The sequence below is a fragment of the Streptomyces venezuelae genome (genome assembly GCF_008642335.1).
Classification (GTDB): domain Bacteria; phylum Actinomycetota; class Actinomycetes; order Streptomycetales; family Streptomycetaceae; genus Streptomyces; species Streptomyces venezuelae_F.
Map to the genome: position 1 here is coordinate 1,048,585 of NZ_CP029191.1, position 24,037 is coordinate 1,072,621.

At 71.0% G+C, this 24,037-nt stretch carries 24 protein-coding genes and 1 riboswitch; of the genes, 10 read left to right on the forward strand and 14 right to left on the reverse strand.

The genetic code is table 11. The features are described from left to right. The first annotated feature begins 58 nt into the window (after positions 1-58). Positions 59-202: a hypothetical protein gene (locus tag DEJ49_RS04575; protein WP_190329267.1), complete on the forward strand. Its 144-nt coding sequence runs from the start codon at positions 59-61 to the stop codon at positions 200-202. Positions 203-485: 283 nt separating this feature from the next. Here the strand turns inward: DEJ49_RS04575 and DEJ49_RS04580 are convergent, their stop codons facing one another. The 3 genes from DEJ49_RS04580 to DEJ49_RS04590 all read right to left on the reverse strand — a co-directional run bounded on the left by DEJ49_RS04580 (position 486) and on the right by DEJ49_RS04590 (position 3,313). Next, positions 486-1,484 carry a DMT family transporter gene (locus DEJ49_RS04580; protein WP_150182631.1) on the reverse strand — a complete coding sequence of 333 codons (999 nt, stop codon included), beginning with the start codon at positions 1,482-1,484 and terminating at the stop codon, positions 486-488. A 202-nt stretch (positions 1,485-1,686) separates the two neighbouring features. Next, on the reverse strand, positions 1,687-2,697 hold the full coding sequence (locus DEJ49_RS04585) for an EamA family transporter (RefSeq protein WP_411757136.1): 1,011 nt from the start codon (positions 2,695-2,697) through the stop codon (positions 1,687-1,689). An 82-nt stretch (positions 2,698-2,779) separates the two neighbouring features. Then, the gene (locus DEJ49_RS04590; protein ID WP_411757137.1) at positions 2,780-3,313 is read right to left on the reverse strand and encodes a Clp protease N-terminal domain-containing protein; all 534 of its coding nucleotides are present in this window, start codon (positions 3,311-3,313) and stop codon (positions 2,780-2,782) included. A 222-nt stretch (positions 3,314-3,535) separates the two neighbouring features. Here DEJ49_RS04590 and DEJ49_RS35875 point away from each other — a divergent pair, with 222 nt between their 5' ends. Continuing rightward, positions 3,536-3,724 (forward strand): hypothetical protein, encoded by a 189-nt coding sequence (locus tag DEJ49_RS35875; protein WP_190329268.1) that lies wholly within the window; start codon positions 3,536-3,538, stop codon positions 3,722-3,724. 1 nt (position 3,725) lies between these two features. Here the strand turns inward: DEJ49_RS35875 and DEJ49_RS04595 are convergent, their stop codons facing one another. Further along, positions 3,726-4,610: a putative protein N(5)-glutamine methyltransferase gene (locus DEJ49_RS04595; protein ID WP_150182632.1), complete on the reverse strand. Its 885-nt coding sequence runs from the start codon at positions 4,608-4,610 to the stop codon at positions 3,726-3,728. Positions 4,611-4,938: 328 nt separating this feature from the next. Between DEJ49_RS04595 and DEJ49_RS04600 the strand changes: the two genes are divergently transcribed. Further along, the gene (locus tag DEJ49_RS04600; RefSeq protein WP_150182634.1) at positions 4,939-5,367 is read left to right on the forward strand and encodes an SRPBCC family protein; all 429 of its coding nucleotides are present in this window, start codon (positions 4,939-4,941) and stop codon (positions 5,365-5,367) included. A gap of 159 nt (positions 5,368-5,526) precedes the next feature. Here DEJ49_RS04600 and DEJ49_RS04605 read toward each other — a convergent pair whose 3' ends face one another. Together DEJ49_RS04605 and DEJ49_RS04610 are read right to left on the reverse strand one after the other, a co-directional pair. After that, positions 5,527-6,117 (reverse strand): PadR family transcriptional regulator, encoded by a 591-nt coding sequence (locus DEJ49_RS04605; protein WP_150182636.1) that lies wholly within the window; start codon positions 6,115-6,117, stop codon positions 5,527-5,529. 106 nt (positions 6,118-6,223) lie between these two features. Beyond that, the gene (locus DEJ49_RS04610) at positions 6,224-7,153 is read right to left on the reverse strand and encodes a LysR family transcriptional regulator (RefSeq protein ID WP_150182637.1); all 930 of its coding nucleotides are present in this window, start codon (positions 7,151-7,153) and stop codon (positions 6,224-6,226) included. A 107-nt stretch (positions 7,154-7,260) separates the two neighbouring features. Between DEJ49_RS04610 and DEJ49_RS04615 the strand changes: the two genes are divergently transcribed. The 3 genes from DEJ49_RS04615 to DEJ49_RS04625 all read left to right on the forward strand — a co-directional run bounded on the left by DEJ49_RS04615 (position 7,261) and on the right by DEJ49_RS04625 (position 9,608). Further along, positions 7,261-8,172: an NAD(P)H-binding protein gene (locus DEJ49_RS04615; RefSeq protein ID WP_150182639.1), complete on the forward strand. Its 912-nt coding sequence runs from the start codon at positions 7,261-7,263 to the stop codon at positions 8,170-8,172. Positions 8,173-8,216: 44 nt separating this feature from the next. Continuing rightward, positions 8,217-8,582: a darcynin family protein gene (locus tag DEJ49_RS04620; RefSeq protein WP_150182640.1), complete on the forward strand. Its 366-nt coding sequence runs from the start codon at positions 8,217-8,219 to the stop codon at positions 8,580-8,582. A 204-nt stretch (positions 8,583-8,786) separates the two neighbouring features. After that, the gene (locus DEJ49_RS04625; RefSeq protein WP_150182642.1) at positions 8,787-9,608 is read left to right on the forward strand and encodes a PhzF family phenazine biosynthesis protein; all 822 of its coding nucleotides are present in this window, start codon (positions 8,787-8,789) and stop codon (positions 9,606-9,608) included. Positions 9,609-9,658: 50 nt separating this feature from the next. On the opposite strand, the gene DEJ49_RS04630 is transcribed toward DEJ49_RS04625, so the two are convergent. Further along, positions 9,659-10,462 (reverse strand): CPBP family intramembrane glutamic endopeptidase, encoded by an 804-nt coding sequence (locus DEJ49_RS04630; protein ID WP_150182644.1) that lies wholly within the window; start codon positions 10,460-10,462, stop codon positions 9,659-9,661. Between the two features lie 168 nt (positions 10,463-10,630). Here DEJ49_RS04630 and DEJ49_RS04635 point away from each other — a divergent pair, with 168 nt between their 5' ends. Continuing rightward, entirely contained in the window at positions 10,631-12,406 is a 1,776-nt protein-coding gene (locus tag DEJ49_RS04635; protein ID WP_150182646.1) for a substrate-binding and VWA domain-containing protein, read from the forward strand. Positions 12,407-12,434: 28 nt separating this feature from the next. Here the strand turns inward: DEJ49_RS04635 and DEJ49_RS04640 are convergent, their stop codons facing one another. Further along, positions 12,435-13,955: a glutamate--cysteine ligase gene (locus DEJ49_RS04640; protein WP_150182647.1), complete on the reverse strand. Its 1,521-nt coding sequence runs from the start codon at positions 13,953-13,955 to the stop codon at positions 12,435-12,437. Between the two features lie 494 nt (positions 13,956-14,449). Between DEJ49_RS04640 and DEJ49_RS04645 the strand changes: the two genes are divergently transcribed. Continuing rightward, positions 14,450-15,034, forward strand: coding sequence for a hypothetical protein (locus tag DEJ49_RS04645; RefSeq protein WP_150182649.1), 585 nt, complete (start codon positions 14,450-14,452; stop codon positions 15,032-15,034). Positions 15,035-15,340: 306 nt separating this feature from the next. Further along, the gene (locus tag DEJ49_RS04650; protein ID WP_275941829.1) at positions 15,341-15,547 is read left to right on the forward strand and encodes a DUF5999 family protein; all 207 of its coding nucleotides are present in this window, start codon (positions 15,341-15,343) and stop codon (positions 15,545-15,547) included. Positions 15,548-15,688: 141 nt separating this feature from the next. Here the strand turns inward: DEJ49_RS04650 and gcvP are convergent, their stop codons facing one another. Next, on the reverse strand, positions 15,689-18,577 hold the full coding sequence (gcvP, locus tag DEJ49_RS04655) for an aminomethyl-transferring glycine dehydrogenase (RefSeq protein ID WP_150182651.1): 2,889 nt from the start codon (positions 18,575-18,577) through the stop codon (positions 15,689-15,691). Positions 18,578-18,764: 187 nt separating this feature from the next. Next, positions 18,765-18,863, reverse strand: a riboswitch (glycine riboswitch). A 144-nt stretch (positions 18,864-19,007) separates the two neighbouring features. Between gcvP and DEJ49_RS04660 the strand changes: the two genes are divergently transcribed. Next, the gene (locus DEJ49_RS04660) at positions 19,008-19,403 is read left to right on the forward strand and encodes a PRC-barrel domain-containing protein (RefSeq protein ID WP_150182652.1); all 396 of its coding nucleotides are present in this window, start codon (positions 19,008-19,010) and stop codon (positions 19,401-19,403) included. Positions 19,404-19,409: 6 nt separating this feature from the next. Here DEJ49_RS04660 and DEJ49_RS04665 read toward each other — a convergent pair whose 3' ends face one another. The 5 genes from DEJ49_RS04665 to DEJ49_RS04685 form a co-directional block, all read right to left on the reverse strand. After that, positions 19,410-20,828, reverse strand: coding sequence for a DNA polymerase IV (locus DEJ49_RS04665; RefSeq protein ID WP_150182654.1), 1,419 nt, complete (start codon positions 20,826-20,828; stop codon positions 19,410-19,412). 37 nt (positions 20,829-20,865) lie between these two features. Beyond that, positions 20,866-21,492 (reverse strand): MerR family transcriptional regulator, encoded by a 627-nt coding sequence (locus tag DEJ49_RS04670; RefSeq protein WP_150182655.1) that lies wholly within the window; start codon positions 21,490-21,492, stop codon positions 20,866-20,868. 170 nt (positions 21,493-21,662) lie between these two features. Beyond that, the gene (locus DEJ49_RS04675) at positions 21,663-22,136 is read right to left on the reverse strand and encodes a bifunctional nuclease family protein (protein WP_063795355.1); all 474 of its coding nucleotides are present in this window, start codon (positions 22,134-22,136) and stop codon (positions 21,663-21,665) included. A 74-nt stretch (positions 22,137-22,210) separates the two neighbouring features. Beyond that, on the reverse strand, positions 22,211-22,954 hold the full coding sequence (locus DEJ49_RS04680) for a MerR family transcriptional regulator (RefSeq protein WP_150182657.1): 744 nt from the start codon (positions 22,952-22,954) through the stop codon (positions 22,211-22,213). 46 nt (positions 22,955-23,000) lie between these two features. Beyond that, positions 23,001-23,969: an FHA domain-containing protein gene (locus DEJ49_RS04685; RefSeq protein ID WP_150182659.1), complete on the reverse strand. Its 969-nt coding sequence runs from the start codon at positions 23,967-23,969 to the stop codon at positions 23,001-23,003. Positions 23,970-24,037 lie beyond the last annotated feature (68 nt).

The window sequence follows — 24,037 nt, forward strand, 5'->3', positions numbered from 1 at the left end:
GCGTCGTCAACGGCCCCGAGGAGAAGGCCGACATCTCCTGAACCGTCTCCACCTCGAAGTGCACAACGTACAGGCGAAGTTCAAGTACGTGAGCCACAAGCCGGCTGAGGTGCAGGACCGCATCGCCGCGGGCCTCGCCGAGAGGCAGGGGCCGGGGAACGCGGCGGCCCGCGCGCACCAGGTGCGACGCCGGAACGTCTGACCCGGCCGAGCCCTCCCCGCTCCGGGGCGACGTCCGCCCCGGGTACCCGGCAGGCAGCTGGGCTATGGCGGGCGGCGGGGCTGTGGCGGGCTCAGCTGTGGGCTGAGTCCGCCACCCGCCCCTCCTGGTTCGGCCCCACCCCTCCTGGTTCGGCCCCGCCCCTCCTGGTTCGGCCCCGCCCCTCCTGGTTCGGCCCCGCCCTTCCGGGCTACGGCACCGCGTCACCCGTCACCCGTCACCCGCACCCCGCACCTCTCCCCCGCCCGCAAGGCCCACCACGCCCCTACGCGCTCCGTCGCGCCGCCACCGCCCCCCGCGTCTCCGCGGCCGCGAGGGCCGTGACCGCGGCCAGCATCAGGGCCGTGCCCGTCACCGTCGCCGCCGTCAGGTCCTCGCCGAGCAGGGCGACCGCGATGACAGCGGCGCCCACCGGCTCCAAGAGCATGATCACGGAGACGGTGGCAGACCGTACGACCGCGGCCCCCGCGAAATAGAGGGCGTACGCGACCGCCGTCGGCACGGCGGCGATGTACAGCAAGTACATCGCCACGCGCGCGGGGTCGCCGGTGTGCGGGACGAGCCCCTCCACCGCGGCGAGCGGCAGGAGGCAGAGCGACACGACGGCGAACGCCCAGACGGTGGTGTCCGACGAGTCCGCCGTACCGCTCCGCCCCCACCAGCGCGTCAACAGCGTCATGGCGGCGTACGCGGCCGCCGAGACGAGCCCCCAGACCACACCGGCCGGCCGCACGGTCGCCGCCCCGCCGCCCTCATCCCCAAGAACGAGAACGACGAGCCCTGTAAGGGCGCCCACCACGGCGATGACGCCGCCGCGTCCGAGGCGCTCGCCGAGGGCAAGGCGTGCGCCGAGTGCGATGAGGACGGGGCCCGAGCCCATGGTGACGACGGTGCCGACCGCGAGTCCCGTCGCCTCGACCGAGGCGAAGTAGGCGGTCTGGAAGACCGCGAGGGCCACACCGGTCGCGAGGATCCGGCGCACCCGGCGGCGGACCGGCTCGGCGGCCGCGACACGAGCCGTCGCCCCACGGGTCGCCGCCGCGCGCGGCCGGATCAGACGCGCCGCGAGCAACAGCACGAAGCCGCCCGCGCACCGCCAGAAGGAGAGGCTGACGGGCCCCATGTCACTGGCCCGGAAGACCAGCGCGGCGGCGGCACCAGCGGTGCCCCAGGCGATTCCGGCGACGATCAGATAGAAGAGCCCGCGCCCGACACCGAGGCCACCGGCGCTGTCGGACCCGACCGGGTCCGGTCCAGCGGGCATGGGCGTGGGCATGGGCATAGGCACGTCGGACGTGCGCAAAGAGTTCGACACGTGTTTTCTCCGCAGCAGAGAGGGATGACTGGCTCCGTCTGCGGGCAGCACCGTTCCGCCCGGCCACCGGGCCGGGCGAGATCCGTGGGCGCCCCGCGCTTAAGCGGCGGGAGGCGGAAGAACGAGTGCGCGTGCGTGCATGACGGGCACCCTAGGACCGGCTTCCGCTGCGCGACAACTCCGTTTCGCGTGCTGGGACGGCGCCCGGCGCGGCGGGGTCGGCCGGCGCCGATGACTGGGCGATGAACGCGCCCACCAGCACGACCGCACCGCCGACGACCTGCGGCGCCGAGAGGTGCTCGCCCAGGACGACCCAGGCCAGGGCGGTCGCGATGACCGCTTCGAGGCAGGCCACCACGCCGGCCACCGGTGGCGAGAGGCGACGCACGGACAGCACCCCGGTGACGTAGGCGACGACCGTCGCGATGAGCACGATCCAGGCGAGGAGGACCCAGGCGGGTACCGCGGAGCCGTCGAGGTCCGCCTTGCCGGCGAGCACCGACCAGTCCATGCCCCACGGTCGCGCGACGACGGTGAGCACGAGGGTGCCGACGAGCAGCCCGTACGCGATGACGCCGAGCGGGTCGGGCGCGTCGGCGCCCGCGTCGCTGCCCTGGTCGGAGAGGACGAAGTAGCCGACCTGGCAGCAGGCGGCACCGAGCGCGAGCAGGAGTCCGACGGCGTCGAAGCTCAGCCCCGCCCACACCTCGACGACGCAGGCGAGGCCGCCGACGGCGAGGACGACGCCGAGCGCGGCGGCCCGCGTGACCGGGCGCCGCTGCACGAAGCGCACCCAGCCGAGGACGAGCGCGGGCGCGAGGTACTCGATCAGCAGGGCGACGCCGACGGGGATGCGGGAGAGCGCCGCGAAGTAGCAGGCCTGGACGCCCGCGACGGCGAGGAGGCCGAAGCCGGCGAGCAGCGCGGGCCTGCTCCGGAGCAGTCCGCGGTGGCGCCACGCCACGGGCAGCATCACCAGGGCGGCGCCCGCCACCCGCAGCCACACCACGTGCAGGGGGTCGAGCCCCGCCTCGATCAGCGGTTTCGCCGCGACTCCGGAGCCGCCGAAGGCGACCGCCGACAGCAGGGCGAGCCCAAGACCCACGCCTCTGCCCGGCTTTACCGGTACTCCCTGTATCCCCTCAGACGCTTGCACCGGCACATCATGACAGCCGCCGTCATGAGCGTCACGCCACTAGACCCCTGTCTCAATCGGCGGACACCACCACCCAGAGGCTGGGCCACTACTGCGCGCTCTGCCTGCACCCCGCCTCTATGCGGGACAGCAGCGCCGGTACGTCGACACGCGCTCGCGCGAGGACTTCGACGGCCCGGCACTCCGGGTCGGCCACGAGCCCCGCGAGCAGGTCCATGCCGAGGGCGCGGGGTTCGCCGCGCCGCTCGGCGCGTTCCAGGGCCACGTCCATCGCGGTGGTGGCCGACGGGGACCACCCGGTCTCGCGCACGGGCGTCACCACGGGGACGGCACCGGAGTCCTCGACGGTGCCCTGCCACTGGAGTCCGTAGCCGATGCTGCGCTGCACGAGGTAGCCGAGGACCCGTACGGCCTGCGCACCGCTCTCGAAGACGGCACGCACCTCGGGGTCGGTCTCCAGGAGGGAGTGCAGCAGGTGCGCGGTGTCGATCTGCCGGTCCCCGTCGCGGACGGCGCGACGACGCGCACCGGCCACCACGGACGCCAGCTCCGCGGTGAGTCCGGAGTCGAGTTCTTCTCGGGTCGGGCCGGGATCGGCGCCCGACGGGGTACGGCTATGCACATCTCCCACCACATCAACCCCCAGGGGCATATGCATCGGCGGCGGGAAGCATCTTCGCGTCCCACACAGGGTGGGCAAGCGGGCATGGGTTGTCCTCCTTACGGATGAGATCCAACGATCCGCGCGGACGCTCGCGCGCCGCCTTGCCCGCACCACCTAGCGCGCGCCGGGCGCCCCGCCCCCGGCGCGCAACCATCGCGCCGCCCCGCTCGTCCCACAAGCATGGAGAGCAGGTGCTGGATGGTCGCCCTGCCTGCGGTCGACGGCAGGCAGTACGTCTACCGCGTGTACGCACCCGACGACGCGCTGCCCGCCGACCTGTTCTGGGACGCCTGGCACTGCCACGACGAGAGCGCGTTCCCGAGGGCGTCGGACCTGTTCGACGCGGCGGTCATACGACGGGTCGGCTAGGTCAGGGCAGGTCAGGTTCAGAGCCTGCACTGTCGGTCAGGCCAGAGTCTGCACTGTCGGTCAGGCCAGAGACTGCACTGTCGGCCACCGTCCCGATGAGCATCGTCCCGACGACCACCGTCGCGTACCTCTCCTCGTCGCTCACCACGCGCGCGACCAGGCCGGCCCGCTCGACGGCGTCGACGGCCGCGGCCACCTGGCCCTCGCTCGTCTCGAACAGAAGGTGACCCCCGGGCGCCAGCCACGCGGGCGCCTCCGCCGTCACCCGGCGCAGCACGTCGAGTCCGTCCGCGCCGCCGTCGAGCGCCACGCGCGCCTCATGGACGCGGGCTTCGGCGGGCAGCAGACCGACCTCTTCGGAGGGGACGTACGGGACGTTCGCGAGGAGGATGTCGACGCGGCCCCGGAGGGTGTCGGGCAGCGGGTCGTAGAGGTCCCCTTCGTAGACCTCGCCTCCGGCGTCGGCGACGTTGCGGCGGGCGCAGCGGACCGCCGCGGGGTCGATGTCGGCCGCGTACAGCTCGACTTGGTCGAGAGCCGCGGCGAGTGCGGCACCGAGCGCCCCCGACCCGCAGCACAGGTCGACGACGACGGCCGCGCGTCCGGCGAGTCCGGCGGCCCGGCCGACGAGGAATTCGGTGCGGCGGCGCGGAACGAACACTCCCGGGTCCACGGATATCCGCAGCCCCCGGAACTCGGCCCACCCCAGGACGTGTTCGAGCGGCAGACCGGCCGCGCGACGCTCGACCATGGCGGTCATTTCGGCGGGGGTGCGCGCGGTGGAGAGGATCAGATCCGCCTCGTCCTCGGCGAAGACGCAGCCGGCGGCACGCAGGGTGCTGATGACGGAGGAGCGGTGTGACGTGGGGAAAGCAGAGACCGACATGTGAGGAATACCTTTCGGGAACCCGATGGGGCTCCCTCGGTCACCTACGCCGGAACGCCGGATGAACCGTGCGGTCGCGAGAGGGGAGCACCCGACCTGCTACTGCGGTAATGGGTCTCACCTCCAGAGCGCGCCGCCTGTGTCCGTCACAGGGCAGAGGGAACAGTACCGCACCCCCGGCGGGCCAGAACATACGAGGCCACGGCCACAGCTCCGCCCGCCGCCAAATCTGACGGTTCATCAGCATTGAATGTTGAGGGGCCTGCGGCTACGTTCCGCGACACCGTAGCTGCGGCCGTCGCAGCGCCCGACGGGAAGGGGTGGCCGCATGGCCGAAGTCAGCGCGGAGGCACGGATCGAGGCGCCCGCCGAGAAGGTCTGGGCGCAGCTCACCGACTTCTCCTCCTACGGCGAGTGGAACGCCACGCACACGAGCTTCCCCCAGGGCGGGCCCACGACGCTGGAAGTGGGCGGCACCTTCGTGGAGAACATGAAGCTGATGGGCTTCCCCGCCGAGGTCGACTGGACCATCGGCGAACTGGAGACCGCCCGCACCCTGGCCATCGCGGGCAAGGGCCCGATGGGCGTCAACGTCGGCACGCGCTACTCCCTCTCCCCCGACGGGTCGGCGACAGTGGTCCGCATCGAGGGCGAGTTCACCGGGGCCGCGGTCTCCCTGATGGCGGGCAAGCTGAAGGACTCGGCGACCGCCGCCCTCAACGAGTCGCTGCGCAAGCTGAACGGCCTGGTGACCTGACGTCCGCCACGCAGGACACCACACGCACGTACGACACCACACGCACGTACCCGGAGCACAACGCATACGCGGAACACCACACCTCCAGCGCAAAGAGGCGCCCCACACGATGCGTGCGGGGCGCCTCATCCGTGGTGGGGGCCGTCGGCCCCGACCGCGTCAGTCCTCATCGGCGAGGATCAGGTACAGCTTCTTGCGGGCGTCGTTGATGACGGTCAGCGCCTTCTCGCGCTGCTCCTTGCTGCCGGTCTTCCAGACCTGCCCGAACGCCTCCATCAGGCCGAAGCCGGCCTGCCGGATCTCGTTCAGCGTGTCCCAGTCGACCCCGCGCCCGGCCTCTTCCCAGGGCGCTTCGGGGCCTTCCTCGGCCGCCTCGCGCCCTGCGTCGGTGAGCGAGAAGAGCTTCTTGCCGCCTTCGCTCGCGCTGCTGATCAGGCCCTCGTCCTCCAGCAGCTGGAGGGTCGGGTAGACCGAACCCGGGCTGGGCTTCCACGCCCCGCCGCTGCGCTCGGCGATCTCCTGGATCATTTCGTAGCCGTGCATGGGCCGGTCCTTCAGGAGGGCCAGGATCGACGCGCGTACGTCGCCACGCCTCGCCCTTCCGCGCGGACCGCCACCGCGCCCGCCGCGGCCGCCCCAGGGGCCACCGGGCCCGCCGAAGCCGGGGCCGAACGGACCGAACGCACCGCGACGCCCTTGCCCGTGACCGTGTCCATGACCGTGCTCGTGTTCAAAACCATGGGAACGCATGGTGATCACTCCTGTCGTTGATCGTTCGTATCAGTCGCGAATCTATCGCGATGCTTCAACGATATATCGGAACAGTTCGTCTGGCAACCCTGCCCTCCGATCCGCGTCAGCGGAATATCTGCCGCACCGCTCCCCGCAACCACTGATGCGCACCGTCAGCCGTGTGGCGCGGATGCCAGGCCATGCCGATGGTCAGCGGCGGCAGGGGCAGCGGGATATCGAGCACGTGCAGCCCCAGGACGGACGCGGGCTCGGTGATGGGGGACGGAGGCTCACCGACAGGCGCCGCGGGGACGAGGCAGACGACGTCGCTGACGGCCGCGAAGGTCATCGCGGCCAAGTGGCTGGGCAGGACCGCGATCACGCGCCGCCGCAGACCGTGTTCGGCCAGGGCCGCGTCCATCGCTCCCGAGAACCGGCCACGGCGGCTGACCACCACGTGTTCGGCCGCGGCGAGCCGGGCCGGGGTCAGCGGCTTGCGGGTGAGGGGATGGCCGGGGCGGACGGCAGCCGCCATCCGCAGCGTCACCAGTTCCTCCACCCGCGTCTCGGGGTCGACATGATCAATGGATCCGATCTCCAGGTCGACGCGGCCGTCACGGAGCGCCGGACCCGCCTCCAGTTCCTCGGCCCGCATCCGCAGGGAGACCCCCGGCGCCTCCTGACGCGACAGCCGCAGCAGGGCGGGCGCCAGCGCGGCCCCGATCAGGTCGGCGGCCTGGACGGTGAACGTGCTGCTCAAGGTGGCCGGGTCGACGGGAGTCTCGGGGGTGAGCAGCGCCGTGAGGCGCCGCACGACTCCGGCGGCCTCCTCGCGCAGGGCGATGGCGCGGGGCGTGGGGACCATGACCTGCCCCGCGCGGACCAGGAGCGGGTCACGGAGGATGCGCCGGAGGCGGCCGAGCGTACGGCTCATGGCGGCCGGTGACGTGTGCAGCCGCGCGGCGGCTTTCGTGACGCTCTCCTCCGTCAGGAGGGCGTCCAACGCGATGGCGAGATTGGCGTCGAGAACTGAACTTGCGCCGCTGACCTGCATAATTCCACCTCAGGCAATAATTGCTTGCTGAAGTGCCCATTGTGGCAATGCCTGGTGCGTTCGCAGGATGAGGCTGTCCCGATCAGGAACTGACCCAGGAAGCCCTCATGATCGTCATCACCGCACCCACCGGGAACATAGGCAGCGCTCTGCTCACCCGGCTCCTCGACTCCGACTCCACCCCGACCTCGACCCCGCCCCCGGAAGACCTCCGCGTGGTCGTGCGCGATCCGGCACGGCTCCCCGACGACGTACGCGAACGTGTCGAGGTGATCACCGGCTCGCACGGCGACCCCGAGACCGTCGACCGTGCCTTCGCGGGCGCGGACGCCGTCTTCTGGCTCGTCCCGCCGGACTCCTCCCTGACCCCGGAGGCGACTTTCAGCGGTTTCACCCGTCCCGCCGCGAAGGCGCTGGCCACGCACGGCGTCGGGCACGTCGTGGGCGTCTCCGCGCTCGGCCGCGGCACCCCGGTCGCCGACCGCGCGGGACTCGTGACCGCCTCCCTCGCCATGGACGACCTCATCGCGTCCTCCGGTGTCGCCTACCGAGCCCTCGCCAACCCGTCGTTCTTCGAGAACTTCCTGGAGGAGGCCGACTCGATCCGGGACGGCGTCTTCGTCGACTGTCTCGACCCGGACCGCAAGGCACCCCTGGTGGCCGTCGCCGACATCGCCGCCGCGGCCGCGTCCCTGCTCCTGGACCGCTCGTGGACCGGCGTCGGCAGCGTCCCCGTCCTCGGCCCTCGGGACCTGTCCCCCAACGACCTCGCCCGCATCATGTCGCAGCAGCTCGGCCGGCCCGTCCGCTACGAACGTCAGGCTTACGACGACCTGCTGGCCGACCTCGTCGGCTACGGCCTCGACAAGGAGTTCGCCCGGGGCGTCGTGGACATGAAGCGGGCCAAGGACGAAGGGCTGGACGCGGGCGCCTCGCGCACCGACGCGTACGCCTACCCCGCGAGCACCACCTTCGAGGAGTGGTGCGCCCAGGTGCTCAAGCCCGCCGTACGCGCCTGACTCCAGCCCGATCCATCGGAACCCGCCCGCAGGAAAGGCACCCCATGTCCGTCGCCACAACCGAGACGCCGGTCACGGCGTTCATGCTCGTCAAGACCAACCCCGAATGGCTGGCCATGACCGTCGAACAGCGGATCGAGGCCTTCAACACCGAGATCGCCCCTTTGGTCAAGGAGAAGACGTCCGGGGTCCGGTCCCGCTTCTACGACACGGAGTTCTACTCCGCGCGCGTCACCGACGTCTGGGTCTGGGAGGCGGACAGTCACGGCGCCTACCAGCTCCTGATCGACGCGCTCCGCGAAACCCCGTTCTGGGACCGTTACTTCGAGGTGGTCGACCTCCTCGTCGGCACGGAGAACGGCTACGCACGCAACTACGGCGTCGAACCCGTGGCGACCATCACCACCTGATCCACCGCCGCTGAGGCAGGCGCGTGCCGCGAGCGAGCCTCGCAGCACGCGCCGCCCGCCCCGCCCACCCCGCCCGCTCCGCCATGAGGGCCCATCACCCATGGGGGCCCATCACCCACGGGGGCCAATCACCCTCCCCGACCAGTCCAGCCATCCCGAATTGGCCTTACCCGGCGCGCTCCGCAGCCCTCTACCGTGAAGCACATGCCGACTTCCCACCGCATCCGCGTCGTCGACGCCTTCACGGACCGTCCCTTCGCCGGCAACCCGGCCGGAGTCCTGCTCCTCGACGCCTTCCCCGACGACACCTGGCTGCAGAACGTGGCCAAGGAGGTCAACCACGCCGAGACCGCCTTCGCCCACCCGCTGCCCCCGGGCGGGGACGCGGACTGGGCGCTGCGCTGGTTCACCCCCGCCACCGAGGTCGACCTCTGCGGCCATGCCACTTTGGCCACGGCGCACGTCCTGCACACCACGGGCGCCGCCTCGGGGACCGTCCGCTTCACCACCCGCAGCGGCGTCCTCACCGCCACCGCGCACGAGGACGGGACCCTCACCCTCGACTTTCCGACCGCCCCGCTCACCGCGGCCGAGCTGCCCGACGGCATCGCGAAGGCCCTGGGCGCCGAGCCCCTCCTCGCGTACGACACGGGCCCGCACACCGGTGACCTGCTGGTCGAGCTCGCCGACGAGAAGACGGTCAGGTCGCTCACGCCCGACCACAAGGCCCTCGTCCGCCACTCCGAGCGCGGCATCATCGCCACGGCCAGGGCCGAGGACCCCGCCCGCGGCTACGACTTCGTGTCCCGCTGCTTCTTCCCGCGCGTCGGCATCGACGAGGACCCGGTGACTGGCAGCGCCCACACCGCCCTCGCCCCCTTCTGGTCCGAACGCCTCGGCCGCACCGAGCTGACCGGTCTGCAGGCCTCGGCCCGCACCGGACTGGTCCGCACCCGGCTGCGGGGCGACCGCACCCTCCTGACCGGCCGCGCGGTCACGGTCATCGAAGGCGAACTGTTCGCCTGACCCGCAGCCGAAGCCGAAGACCGGCAACGGGTGAGCTGCCCACCACCGCGCTACGCAGGCGTGGGCAGCCACCCCACCTTCCCCGCGAGCAGCGCGTACCCGACGAACGCGCCGATGTCGAGCAGGGAGTGGGCGACGACCAGCGGGCCGACCCGCCCCCACCTGCGGTAGAGCAGGACGAACACCACGCCCATCGCGAGGTTCCCGACGAACCCGCCGATGCCCTGGTAGAGGTGGTACGAGCCCCGCAGCACCGAGCTCCCCACCAGCGCCGCCATCGGCGTCCACCCCAACTGCCCGAGCCTGCGCAGCAGATATCCGACGACGATGACTTCCTCGAGCACCGCGTTCTGCACCGCGGACAGCACGAGGACCGGGTACTTCCACCACACGTCGGGCAGCGCCTCGGGCACCACGGTGAGATTGAAGCCGAGCCCGCGGGCCGCCAGATAGAAGGCGATCCCGGTGCTGCCGATCACTGCCGCGATCGCGGCGCCGCGCCCCACGTCCGGCCAGGGCCGCGTCCGGTCGAAACCGATCGTCCCGAGCCCCGCCCGCTCGCGCAGCAGGAAGTGCGCCACGAGCGCCACCGGCACCAACGCGGTCGTGATGCCGAACAGTTGCCACGCGAGATCAAGCCACGGCCGACCCGGCGCGGCCGACGCGTTCAGCGTGGCCGCCTGATCCTTGAGACCCCCCGGTTTGGTGACCGACCCCACAAAGCTGATCAGCGCGGACACCCCGCTCGCGCCGAGCGAGAGGGCCAGGACGAGCAGCGTCTCGTCCCTCAGGGTCCGCCGTGACGGACCGTCCGCCGGAAAAGAACCGGCCATCGGCCCCGGCTCCGCTTGCACTTACGCCTCCAGTTGAGTAATCCCGCCTCATCCCCATCCTCGCCCCGCTAGGGTCTCGAAAGAAGTTACGAAGATCGTGCGCGACAGGCCGAGGGGGACGGACGCCGATTCCGGGCGCGCGGGCCCCTTCTTTCCTTGCTTCATCATTCAAGGAGGGGCTCCACCGCCATGGGACGTCACAGCTTGCCCGATGAGCGCGGGACGGCAACGCCCGACCCCCGGCCGCGGTCGCGCGGCCGCTCGGTCGCCATGGCCACGGCGTTCGTCCTGGTGGTGGCGGGCGGCGCGGCGGCCGCGGTCCGCGGTGGACTGCTCTCGTTCGGCGGCTCGTGCGGCGACGACGCGGTACGCCTCGACGTCGTCGCCGCTCCTGCCGTGTCCCCGGCCCTGCGCGAGGCGGCCGACGAGGCCCGCGAGCGGGAGATCACCTCGGACGGGCACTGCATCGACGTGCAGGTGACCGCGCGCGACTCGTACGAGGTGGCGGCCGAACTCCGCTCGGGCAAGGGCGATCCGGAGTACGACGTGTGGGTGCCGGACTCCGACGTGTGGGTGCAGCGCGTCGGACTCGGCGCCAAGCAGAGCAAGATCTCCCCCGCGGGCAACATAGCCTCCTCGCCCGTCGGCGTCGGCATGGTGCCGTCCGCCGCCGAGTCGCTGGGCTGGCCGAAGAGGACGTACAGCTGGCCGGAGTTGGCCACGGCCGGCACGAAGGGCGACAAGCTGCGCCTCGGCATCGCCGATCCCGCCCGCAGCGCGAGCGGTCTGCTCGCCCTCGCCACGATGGGTGCGTCCGCGAAGAAGCAGGGCGGCAAGGAAGGCGACACGCAGGCGGCCGCCCTGGCCAAGGCACTGGCGTCTCGCACCACCGGCAGCGACGGCCGGCTCCTGGGCACGCTGGCGCGCGACGGCTCCGGCGCCGAGCGGGGCGGCCGGCGCCGCAACCAGGCTCTGGTCCTCTCCGAGCAGGCCGCGTTCGCGCACAACGCGTCGGCGGGCGAGGAGAACAAGCTCGACCTCTTCTACCCGAAGGACGGTTCGCCGCGGCTCGACTACCCGTACACGCTCGTCGAGGACGGCCGGATGTCCACCGACACGAGCCGCGCGGCGCTCCGCTTCATGACGATGTTCAGCGACGACGACGGCCGGCGGATCCTGGCCGAGCACGGTTTCAGGACGGACCCCGACCGGCCGTCCGACACGCTGATCGCCGCCGCGGGCGGCCGCCCTCCGCAGCCGTACGCGGACGAGGCCACGGACCCGCCGTCGGACAAGGAGCTCCAGGAGACCCTGGGCATGTGGACGATCACCGTCCAGAGCGCGCGGCTGAGCACCGTCGTCGACGCCTCGGAGTCCATGCGGCAGCTCGTGCCCGGCCGCGACCAGTCCCGTATGGAGGTCACCAAGGCGTCGCTGCTACGGGCCCTCGCGGGCTTCACCGACGAGGACGCGATCGGCCTGTGGGAGTTCGCCACCCGCCTCGACGGCGCCCGCGACTACCGCGAACTGGAGCCGACCCGGCGCCTGGGTGACCGCAAGGGCGGCGCGACCCACCGCGACGCGCTGTCCGACGCCTTCAGCGACCTGCAGCCCGTGCCGGGCGGCGCCACGGGCCTGTACGACACGACGCTCGCCGCCTACAAGGAGGCCCGGTCGACGTACGCGCGCGGCAAGTTCAACGCCCTGGTGATCCTGACGGACGGCGCCAACCAGGACCCGGGCAGCATCTCGCGCAGCTCCCTGATCGCACAGTTGGAGGAGCTCTCCGACCGCGAGCACCCGGTGCCGATCATCGCCATCGCGGTCGGCCCCGAGGCGGACAAGGACGAGGTGCAGCAGATCGCGGAGGCGACCGGCGGCTCCGGGCACCAGGTCGACGACCCGGCCCAGATCCACGCGGTGATCCTCAAGGCGATCATGGAGGCGGGCAGCAACCAGGGCTGACCGTCCCGACCAACCCGTCTGTCAAGGCTCAGCGCAGCGGTACCGCAGGTTCCCGCAGCCCCACCGGCCACGTGTGCACCGGCTCCCCCGTGTGCATCAGCTCGCTGTACCGCTTCGTGGTCGCGGCCAGCGCCTCCTCCCTGGACATGCCGCCGTCCCGGGCCCGGTGGTACGTCGTCGCCTGCCAGGACGCGCCGTTGATCCGCCGCCGGCACCGCTCCTCGATCACCCCGAGATACAGGTCGCGGTCGGCGGGCTCCACACCCCACGCGTCCAGGCCCGCGGCGGCGAGCGGCAGCAGCTCTTCGCGTACGAGGTGGACGGCCGCCACCTCGGACGTGCCGCCGAGCCTGCCGCGTCGCGGCCACTGCAGGGTGGCGTCGATCCCGTGGCGGCACGCGACGTCGAAGTTGCGGGCCGCGGTCTCGAAGGGCAGCCGGGACCACACGGGCCGCGCCTCCTCGGCGAGCGCCCGCACGAGCCCGTAGTAGAAGGCGGCGTTGGCGATGACATCGGTGATGGAGGGGCCCGCGGGCAGGACGCGGTTCTCCACGCGCAGGTGCGGGACGCCGTCGGCGATGCCGTACACCGGGCGGTTCCAGCGGTACACGGTGCCGTTGTGCAGGACGAGTTCGCCGAGGCGCGGCACACCGCCCGCGTCGAGGACGCCCAGCGGGTCCTCCTCCTCCATCAGCGGCAGCAGCGCGGGGAAGTACCGCAGGTTCTCCTCGAAGAGCTCGAGCGGCTCGGTGATCCACCGCTCCCCGAACCAGGTGCGCGGCCGCACGCCCTGGGCCTGCAGCTCGGGCGGCCGCGTGTCCGTGGACTGCAGGAACAGCGGCGGCCGGGACTCGCGCCACAGCTCATGGCCGAACAGGAAGGGCGCGTTGGCGCCGACGGCGATCTGTGCGGCGGCGATGGCCTGCGCCGCGTTCCACACGTCGGCGAACCGGGCGGGCGTGACCTGGAGGTGCAACTGCACGGAGGTGCAGGCCGCTTCGGGCGCTATCGACGTCGAGGTGCAGGTCAGGCGTTCCACGCCCTGGATGTCCAGCGCGAAGTGCTCGCCGCGTGCCGCCACGATCTGGTCGTTCAGGAGGGCGTAGCGGTCGACGTCGGAGAGGTTGGCGGAGACCAGGTCGGCGCGGTTCAGGGTCGGCAGAATTCCGATCATGACAATGCCAGCGGAGAGCTCGGTCGCTTTCCTGTGTGCATAGTTGAGCCCCGTGCGCAGTTCCTCGGCGAGGCGGTCGAGAACGCGTCCGCCGAGTCGGTGCGGGGCGATGTTGACTTCGAGATTGAACATTCCGAGTTCGGTCTGGAAATCCCGGCTCGCGATGCGCTCTAGTACCTGCGCATTCAACATTCTCGGCAGTCCGTCGGGCCCGGCGAGATTCAGCTCGATCTCCATGCCCATGAGATTCTTGGGCCGGTCGAATCGCTCCTCCGCCAGCATCCGCTCCAGCCCCGCGAGACACTCTCGGAGCTTGCCTCGGTAGTGGTGCCTGTCGGCCAGGTCGAACGTGCCCGCCACGACCTTCTCCCCCATCGAAGCGTCCCTCCTCGAACGGGCAGCCAAGGGTCCGGCCGCTGTGTACGGGCAATGATGCCCAGGCAATGTGATCGATAACGCCCCGCGGGGGGCCGCCGACCAGTACGCTCGACGCGTCGCGTGCCGGGCACATTCACCGGGCATGCGGCACGGTGAAGATTCCGCTCCGAAGCGCCTGGTCAAAAGCACCGGCAAAATTCGGCCGACCGCGCGGATCAGGGAATACGAGGTCGCGGGGCCGAGGCCCGTACGAAATCGGCGTAAAGGCCCGCACAAGTCCCGCACAAGGACGGCGCGATAAGTCCTTGCTCGCAATATGCGGTTCGCCTAGATGAAACACCGCTCGAACACAGCTCGTATAAACTCCGCAATCTAGGCAGAGAGTTGGCGCTCGCGGCCCCAGCCCCCGCCCCTCTGACCCAGAGCTGACAGCGCCGTCACGCACCTGCCCCCGCTCCACTGTGCCTGTCGAATGAGAGAGGCGACCCACCATGCCGCTGCATGTCCCCCCGGCTCCCGCGCCCGCCCTGCGCTGCGTCCTCACCGCACTCGGTTCCCCCACCGCCGTCCGTGAGGCCCGCACGCCGTCCCTGCGTACCGCCCAGGGACCGGCAAGTCCCGAACTCCCTTTGCCCGTGCACGTGTTGGACCACATCACCCCGCAGGCCACATCGCCCACCCGGCTGGCCGGCTGGCGCTTCCTGATCCGCTGCGCCGAGCGGTCCGTCGCCGCGGCCGACACGATCCTCACGCCGGACGGGTGGGCGTTCTCCCACTTCTTCGAGGGTCCCTACATCACCTCGACGGAGCGGGCGCTGCGGCACGCGGAGGCCATGCCGATGCCGTGCCAGCCTCGGCTGCTGTCCGTACCCGAGCTCTACATGCTCACGCTCTGGCTCCACCGCGACTGCACGGACGACGGCGCCGAGGGCTCGCTCGCCGCCTCCGATCTGCTCGTGCCGCTCGCGCCCGCCCCGCCCGGCATCGCGGCCCACCGCCCGCACCGCGTCGCCGAGCTCCTGCCGATGCTGAACCACCGCCTGACACCGGCACCGCTGCTGAGCTCACCCGCCTGACAGCGCCCGTCACGCTTCCCGTGCCCCGCCGCCCACCGGCCGCGGGGCACAGCGCTGCCCACCCAAGTGGACTAGCCCGGTCAGGCCACCCCGAACCACCCGAAGAGACAGGGAAGTTGGGCTGAACCGTCCGGGTGGGTGATACGTCATTAAGCAGTAGGAGCCGCTGCGGCAAAATCCCTGCGGATTGACGCCCGTAGGGCAACACTGGGATCGGACCGACTACAACGGGGGGCGGTTATGAATACCGCATCGAGCCACAGGACCGACGTCACAGCCATCACATCGCAGCGAAAGAACCCTTCCATGTGCCAGCACCAACCACCGTGCCCGACAGCCGACTCCGCCGACCGGGAAGCCGCGCTCCTCACGGCAAGCCACCCGGAGCAGGGCTGGAGCCTGCTGTGCAACGGCGTCCTGCTCTTCGAGGACACCGGTGAGCTGCTGCCGGACGGTCAGATCATCGCCCCGCACCGACCGCTGGGCACCGACCAGGTCATGACGGCCGCCTGACCGCCACGGCACATCCGCACGACGGCACAACGGCACGACATGCCGCACAGCACCTGAGCATCACGGAACGACGAGGGGCCGGCCCGGAGAGAACTCTCCGAACCGGCCCCGACGCATGCCCACGCGCAGCGGGCGCGTGCATCAGTCCTCGTACGCATCCAGCGGCGGGCAGGAGCAGACCAGGTTCCGGTCGCCGTACGCCTGGTCGATACGGCGCACCGGCGGCCAGTACTTGTCCGCCGCGACGACCCCGGCCGGGAAGACGGCCTCCTCGCGGCTGTAGCCGTGCTCCCACTCACCGCTCAGCGCGGCGGCGGTGTGCGGGGCGTTCCGCAGCGGGTTGTCGTCGGCGTCCCACTCGCCCGAGCCGACCTTCTCGATCTCCCGGCGGATGGCGATCATCGCCTCGCAGAACCGGTCGATCTCGTTCAGGTCCTCGCTCTCCGTCGGCTCGATCATCAGCGTGCCGGCGACGGGGAACGACATGGTCGGCGCGTGGAAGCCGTAGTCGATGAGGCGCTTGGCGATGTCGTCGACGCTGACGCCGGTCGCCTTGCTGAGCGGCCGCAGGTCCACGATGCACTCGTGCGCGACGAGGCCCGCGGGACCGGTGTAGAGCACCGGGTAGTGCGGCTCCAGGCGCTTGGCGATGTAGTTGGCGGAGAGCACCGCGACCTGGGTGGCGCGCTTGAGGCCCTCGCCGCCCATGAGCCGCACGTACGACCAGGAGATCGGGAGGATTCCGGCGGAGCCCCACGGCGCCGCCGAGATCGGACCGACGCCGGTCTCGGGGCCCGCGGCCGGCTGCAGCGGGTGGTTGGGCAGGTACGGCGCGAGGTGCTCGCGGACGCCGACCGGGCCGACGCCGGGGCCGCCGCCGCCGTGCGGGATGCAGAACGTCTTGTGCAGGTTGAGGTGCGAGACGTCGCCGCCGAAGTGGCCCGGCTTGGCGAGGCCCACCAACGCGTTGAGGTTGGCGCCGTCGACGTACACCTGGCCGCCGGCCTCGTGCACCGACGCGCAGATGTCGGCGACGTGCTCCTCGAAGACGCCGTGCGTCGAGGGGTAGGTGATCATCAGCACGGACAGCTCGTCGCGGTGCTTCTCGATCTTGGCGCGCAGGTCCTCGACGTCGATCTCGCCGTCGTCGGCGGTCTTCACGACGACGACCTTCATGCCCGCCATGACGGCGCTCGCGGCGTTGGTGCCGTGCGCGGAGGACGGGATGAGGCAGACGGTGCGCTGGTCGTCGCCGTTGGCCCGGTGGTACCCGCGTACGGCGAGCAGTCCGGCCAGCTCGCCCTGCGAGCCCGCGTTGGGCTGGAGGGAGACCTTGTCGTACCCCGTGACCTCGGCGAGGCGCTCCTCCAGCTCGCGGATGAGCGTGAGGTAGCCCTGGGCCTGCTGGGCGGGGGCGAAGGGGTGCAGCTGGCCGAATTCGGGCCAGGTGACCGGCTCCATCTCGGTGGTCGCGTTGAGCTTCATGGTGCAGGAGCCCAGCGGGATCATGCCGCGGTCGAGCGCGTAGTCGCGGTCGGCGAGCTTGCGCAGGTAGCGCAGCATCGCGGTCTCGGAGCGGTGCTGGTGGAAGACGGGGTGCGTCAGGTAGTCGTCGCCGCGCAGCAGGCCTTCGGGCAGCGTCTCCGCGGTGACGGCGTCCAGCGCCTCGATGTCCGCGTCGACCCCGAACGCGCCCCAGACGGCGGCCAGTTGGGCGCGCGTCGTGGTCTCGTCGCAGGAGAGCGAGACGTGGTCGGCGTCGACCTTGTGGATGTTCACGCCGGCTTCGCGGGCGGCGGCGACGAGCTCCTCGGCCCTGCCCTCGGCGCGCACCGTCAGCGTGTCGAAGTACGCGCCGTGGACGACTTCGACGCCACCGGCGGTGAGCCCGGCGGCGAGGAGCGTCGCGTAGCGGTGGGTGCGGCGCGCGATGGACTTCAGGCCCTCGGGCCCGTGGTACACGGCGTACATTCCGGCCATGACGGCGAGCAGCACCTGGGCGGTGCAGATGTTGCTGGTGGCCTTCTCGCGGCGGATGTGCTGCTCGCGGGTCTGCAGGGCGAGGCGGTAGGCCTTGTTGCCGTCGGCGTCGACGGAGACGCCGACGAGGCGGCCGGGGAGGCTGCGGGCGAACTTCTCGCGGACCGCCATGTAGCCGGCGTGCGGGCCGCCGAAGCCCATCGGCACGCCGAAGCGCTGCGTCGTGCCGACGGCGATGTCGGCGCCGAGCTCGCCGGGCGAGGTGAGCAGGGTCAGCGCGAGCAGGTCGGCGGCGACGGTGACGACCGCGCCGAGCTCGTGGGCCTCGTCGATGAGCGGCTTGATGTCCCGTACGACACCGGAGGCGCCCGGGTACTGGACGAGCACGCCCACGACACCGCGCTCGGCGACCTCGGCCGGGATGCCCTGGCTCAGGTCGGCGACGACGATCTCGACACCGGTCGGTTCGGCGCGCGTCCGGATCACGGCAATGGTCTGCGGCAGCGCGTCGGCGTCGACGACGAACACGCCGTTCTTGACCTTGCCCATGCGCCGCGACAGCGCCATGGCCTCGGCGGCGGCGGTGCCCTCGTCGAGGAGCGAGGCCCCGGAGGTGGGCAGGCCGGTCAGCTCGGCGACCATCGTCTGGAAGTTGAGGAGCGCTTCGAGGCGGCCCTGCGAGATCTCGGGCTGGTAGGGCGTGTACGCCGTGTACCAGGCCGGGTTCTCCATCACGTTCCGCAGGATGACCGGCGGGGTGAACGTGCCGTAGTACCCGAGTCCGATCATGGAGTCGAGGACCTGGTTGCGGTCGGCGAGGGAGCGCAGCTCGGCCAGCACCTCGGCCTCGGTGCGCGCACCGGGCAGGTCAAGGGCATCGGCGTTCTTGATCACATCCGGTACCGCGGCGGCCGTCAGCTCGTCGAGCGAGCCGTACCCGACCTGGGCGAGCATCTTGGCGCGCGCTTCCGCATCGGGCCCTATGTGCCGCTGCTCGAAGGGGATGCCCTGCTCGAGCTCGGCGAGCGGGATGCGATGGGTGGCAGTCATTGCGGAGGCCTCCTGGTCTGCACGACCTGCGAGGGGTACCACGGCGCGGGTACCCGGACGGCCTCCCCCTCTGTCATGTCAACCTGAGAGCTTCACAGGCCCGTCTCGCGACAGATCTGCTTTCACCGTCGGTGAGGAAGGGTTCCGAACGTGCCCGCCCGACGCCCGCCCTGCTTTCCAGAGTGACCTCGTCCGTGCGGTACGGGTGCCTGAGAGATTCCGGGGAGGATTTGCTCCTTCGGCGCCTCCGGACGTGTGATCCGGAGAGCTCTCCCGCACGGGGTCAGCGGCCAGGCGCCAGCCTACCAGCGAGGACCGTGACCGATCCCTCGAGTGGCCACCTGCCCCGAAGTGCTCTTTCGTAGTGACTACGAATGATTAAGGATGAGTTACGCCCGTTTTCGACGAGCCGCGACCAGCTGGAGGGCCCGTGCAGACCGATATCGATCCGCGCAACCTGATCGGCCGCAAGGCGTTCGACCGGAACGGGGCGAAGATCGGCACGGTCGACGAGGTCTACCTCGACGACGCCACCGGCGCCCCGGAGTGGGCGGCCATACGCACCGGTCTCTTCAGCCGGGACGCCTTCGTCCCGCTGGAACCCAGCGAACTCGTCGAGGACGGCACCCTGCACATCCCCTTCGACCGGGACCTGATCAAGGACGCCCCGGACTTCGGAGTGGGCCGCCACCTCTCCCCCGAGCAGGAACTCCAGCTCTACCAGCACTACGGCCTGGACACGACGCCCCCGCAGCCCCCGTCCTCCTCCATGCCTCCCCCGGACCAGAACTTCGGCCACATCGCCGGCACCGAAAGCCCCTCCTGACACCCCTCAGCCGACGACAGGTCTTGCGGGCGGCTCCGACACGGGCGCGGCGACCAGCGGCAGCGGTTCCGCGGGCTCGAGATCCGGATCGTCCGTACGGAACGTCTTCACCCGCCCCGGCGCCGACAGCGGCGTCTCGAAGCGCACCGTCACCCGCCCCAGACCGCTCCCCTGCACCCACCCGTGCCCGTACTCGGCATGCCGCACGTCGTGCCCGGCGGTCCACCGTCTCTCCGCCGGAACCACCGGCTCCGCAACACGCTCCGTCTCCGGCTCCGGCCCTACGGGACCCGCCACCTCCCCCTTCACCAGGGACACCCCCTCCACCCCCGCGGTCTGCGCCTGCGCCTCCGCCTGGGCCTGGGCGAACAGATCCTCCTGCGTGTAGTCCGTGAGGCCCGTGACGCCCACTCCAAGGAGCCGGACGCCCCCCGTGGTGTCCACGGCCTCCAGAAGCCGCGCCGCGGCCTCCTGGACCACCCCGGGGTCGTCCGTGGGCCCGCGCAGCGTCTCGGAGCGCGTCAGCGTGGAGAAGTCGAACCGCCGCACCTTGAGCACGATGGTCCGCCCCGAGTGTCCCGCCGCCCGCAGCCGCTGCACGCACCGCTCGGCGAGCCGCGCGACCTCCGCCCTGACCCGCACCCGGTCATGGATGTCCACGTCGTACGTGTCCTCGACACTGACCGACTTCGACTCCCGCTCCGCCACCACCGGCCGCTCGTCCCGCGCGAGCGCCATCGCGTACAGCGAGCCCCCGTGGGCCTTGCCGAGGAGCCGTACAAGCTCGTCCTCACCGGCCTCCGCGATCTCGGCGACCGTGAGGATCCCGGCCCGCCGCAGATGGTCGCCCGTGGCGGGCCCCACCCCGGGCAGCGTCCGCACCGACATCGGGCCGAGGAGCGCACGCTCCGTGCCCGGCGCTATGAGCCTGAGCCCGTCGGGCTTGGCCTCCTCGGAGGCGATCTTCGCCAGCATCTTGGACGCGGCGAGCCCCACCGACCCGGAGAGCCCCGTCACCGCCCTGATGTCCGCTCGCAACCGCTCCCCCACGGCTCTGGCCGACTCGGCGGAGTCGGCGACGCCGCCCGCCTCAAGGTCCACGAAGGCCTCGTCCAGGCTGAGCGGCTCCACCAGCGGCGACAACTCCCGCAGCAGCCCCATGACCTGCTCGCTGATCTCGCGGTACAACCCGAAGCGCGGCACGAGATAGGCGGCGTTGGGCGCCAGCCTGCGCGCCTGCCCCATGGGCATCGCCGAGTGCACACCGAACTTCCGCGCCTCGTACGAAGCGGTGGCCACCACACCGCGCGGCCCGAGCCCGCCCACGACCACGGCTTTTCCCCGCAGACTGGGCTTCGCGGCCTGCTCTGCGGACGCGTAGAAGGCATCCATGTCCAGATGCAGGATCGTCGGCGCGCTTCTCACATCTCCGATGCTGCCCTACGCCACTGACAACGCGGCCTCAGACAGCCCTGTTGCGCCTTCTGGCCAGTTCGTCGGCGGGGTTGTGACCGATGAGCGTCTCCCCCGTGTCGACGCGCTCGCCGTGCAGCTGGGAGAGGGCGGCCTCGACATCGCGCCAGACGACTCCCACGGCGATCCCGAAGACCCCCTGCCCGCCCTGGAGCAGGTCGTGGACCTCACTGGACGTCGTGCACTCGTACACCGTCGCGCCGTCGCTCATCAGCGTCATCCGCTCGAGGTCGCGGAATCCGCGCTCCCGCAGGTGCTGGACCGTGGTGCGGATGTTCTGCAGGGACACGCCCGTGTCGAGGAACCGCTTCACGATCTTGAGGACGACGACGTCGCGGAAGCTGTAGAGCCGCTGTGTCCCGGAGCCACCGGCTGCCCGCACACTGGGTTCGACCAGGCCGGTACGGGCCCAGTAGTCCAGCTGCCGGTAGGTGATGCCCGCGGCCGCGCACGCGGTGGGGCCGCGGTAGCCGACGTGCCCGGACTGTTCCGCTTCCTCGGACGTGGCGTCCCCGCTTCCCTGGACCGCCATCGGTCGGTTCGGGGAGTGATCGACCGCACCGCCGTGGAACGGGTACGGACCGCCCATCGCCGTACCGTCGCCGCTGCTTCTCACGCCGACCTCCCTCCTTGACCTGCCTTCTCGACGGTAGGCAGTCGCCAGGGGCTCGTCAACGATCGCCACACTCGGCACGCCGAGTGATAATCACCCTGAGAGTGGTTTCCCGTGACTCACGCCGGGGAAAGGCTGACCGAATGGTCTCAAACCGGACCTCCGGAAGCGGCTCACTGGCTGTTGGTGCCGAAGTCCTCGGGCGAGATCTGGTCGAGGAACTCGCGGAACTTCTCCACCTCGTCCTCCTGCTCGTCCGGGATGGCGATGCCGGCGTCGTCCAGCACGCCGTCGCTCCCGAAGATCGGCGTCCCCGTGCGCAGCGCCAGCGCTATGGCGTCGGACGGCCGCGCACTCACCTCGACACCGCTGGCGAAGACCAGCTCCGCGTAGAAGACGCCTTCCCGCAGGTCGGTGATGCGCACTTCGGAGAGCTCTTGGCCGACCGCCTCCAGCACGTCCTTGAAAAGGTCGTGGGTCAGCGGCCGTGCGGGTGCCATGCCCTGCTGCGCGAAGGCAATGGCGGTTGCCTCACCTGGTCCGATCCAGATGGGGAGGTACCGGTCGCCTCCCACTTCACGCAGGAGCACGATCGGCTGGTTGGAGGGCATTTCGACCCGGACACCTACGACGTCGAGCTCGTTCACACAGCAACCCTAGGACGTGGCTGGCAGGTTTGGGTAGTCGGGCACCCGTCGAGTACCGGACGGGCACGGTCGAGTCAGGGCGATCTGACGCCGAGCGCGGTCTGCACGAGCGCCGAGTGCAGCCTTCCCGTGAGGCCCGCCAGCTCTCTGGTACGGGCCTCGGCATGGGCCCTGGTCTGCGGATTGCGGTGCCTGCGCAGCGGCGCGACCACGGCGTCCACCAGAGCGGCCTCGCGCTCGGCGGCGGCCTTCATGGCGCGCAGGTGGCGCGGCTCGATGCCGAACCGGCCGAGCTCGACCACGAGTGAGGCGACCGTGACGGCCTCCGCGTCGTACCCGCCGTCCGGCAATGGCGCGACCAGGCCGTACGACTCCCACTCGTGGAGCTGTCCTTCGTCGATCTCGGCGGCGGCCAGCAGCTCTTCACGGCCCACACGGGCCGCCGTGGGCCCCTCGGCCTCGTCCTGGCCCGGACCGTCGCCGTCCTCCCGCTGGCGCCCCAGGGACGGCAGTGGGGGCCTCTCACCGCGCTCCAGCGCCTCGAGGTGCTCACGGATGACCTTGAGCGGCAGATAGTGGTCCCGCTGCATCCGCAGGACGTGCCCGAGCCGTTCCACATCCTCCGGGCTGAACTTCCGGTAGCCGGAAGGCGTGCGCTGCGGCTCGATGAGCCCCTCGGCCTCGAGGAACCGAATCTTCGAGATCGTGACCTCGGGGAATTCGTCACGCAGTTCGTTCAGCACGGTACCGATGCTCATCAGCCGACGGTCCGCGGCGGCGGTGCCGTTCCCGGCACCGCCCCTCGGTGTTTGAAGCATGGGCCTTCCCTGGGGGTCGTGCCCCCAGGCGGCGCCTGGGGGTGGGTCAGAGGCCGACGGCCCGCTGGCTCGCGTAGAAGACCAGTCGGTACTTGCCGATCTGCACCTCGTCGCCGTTCGAGAGCGAGACCGAGTCGATCCGCTCCCGGTTGACGTACGTGCCGTTGAGGCTGCCCACGTCCGCGACGGTGAAGGAACCGTCCTGGACCCGACGGAACTCCACGTGGCGACGCGACACGGTCACGTCGTCGAGGAAGATGTCGCTCTGCGGGTGACGGCCGGCCGTGGTCAGCTCGCCGTCCAGCAGGAAGCGGCTGCCCGAGTTCGGACCGCGGCGCACCACGAGGAGCGCCGAGCCGAGCGGCAGGGCGTCGACGGCCGCCTGCGCCTCCGGGGAGAGCGCGGGAGACGGATTCTGGCCCGTCGCCTCGGCGTCGTAGGCCTCCAGGCCCGAGATGGAGATCGTCGAGGTGGTCTCGGACGCACGCTCCGGAGTGGCTCCGGCCCGCAGCGGCGCACCGCAGTTGGAGCAGAACCGGCTCGCCTCGGCGTTGCGGTTCCCGCACCTCGTACACACCAGGGCCATGGACGGGTCCTCCTGCCGTGGCTGCCCCGCGGGGGCATTCGATCCGTACGGGCCGGGGGCGAACCCTCCACCCGTACTTGAGGTTGAAGGTTCCCCGAAACCTATGCGGCCGGGACCGGCAGGGTCAACAGATGACGCGCCCTGTCCGCCCGAATTGTCACCACCTGGACCAGCGACCTGATCGCGGAACATCGGGCGACCGGCGCCCTGCTCCTCACCATCTCCATGGCGCGGGGCACGGTGCCGGGCAGTGGCCGGATTGCCGCTGTCCTCACGTGCGCTCTTACCGAACAACTTCGCAAACAACTTCACGGGCGATTCCCCTTGACCGAAACAGACCCGCCCGTGGGGCAGGACGAACCCTGATTGCACACACCGGCATTCGTCGGTGAGCCAGACATCCTCACAACGTCCGTGACCACCAAACAGTTTCCACCACGCACCGTAGTTCTGGTGCGCCGACCCCCCGCAACCTCATGCCCCCGCCCGACGACGCT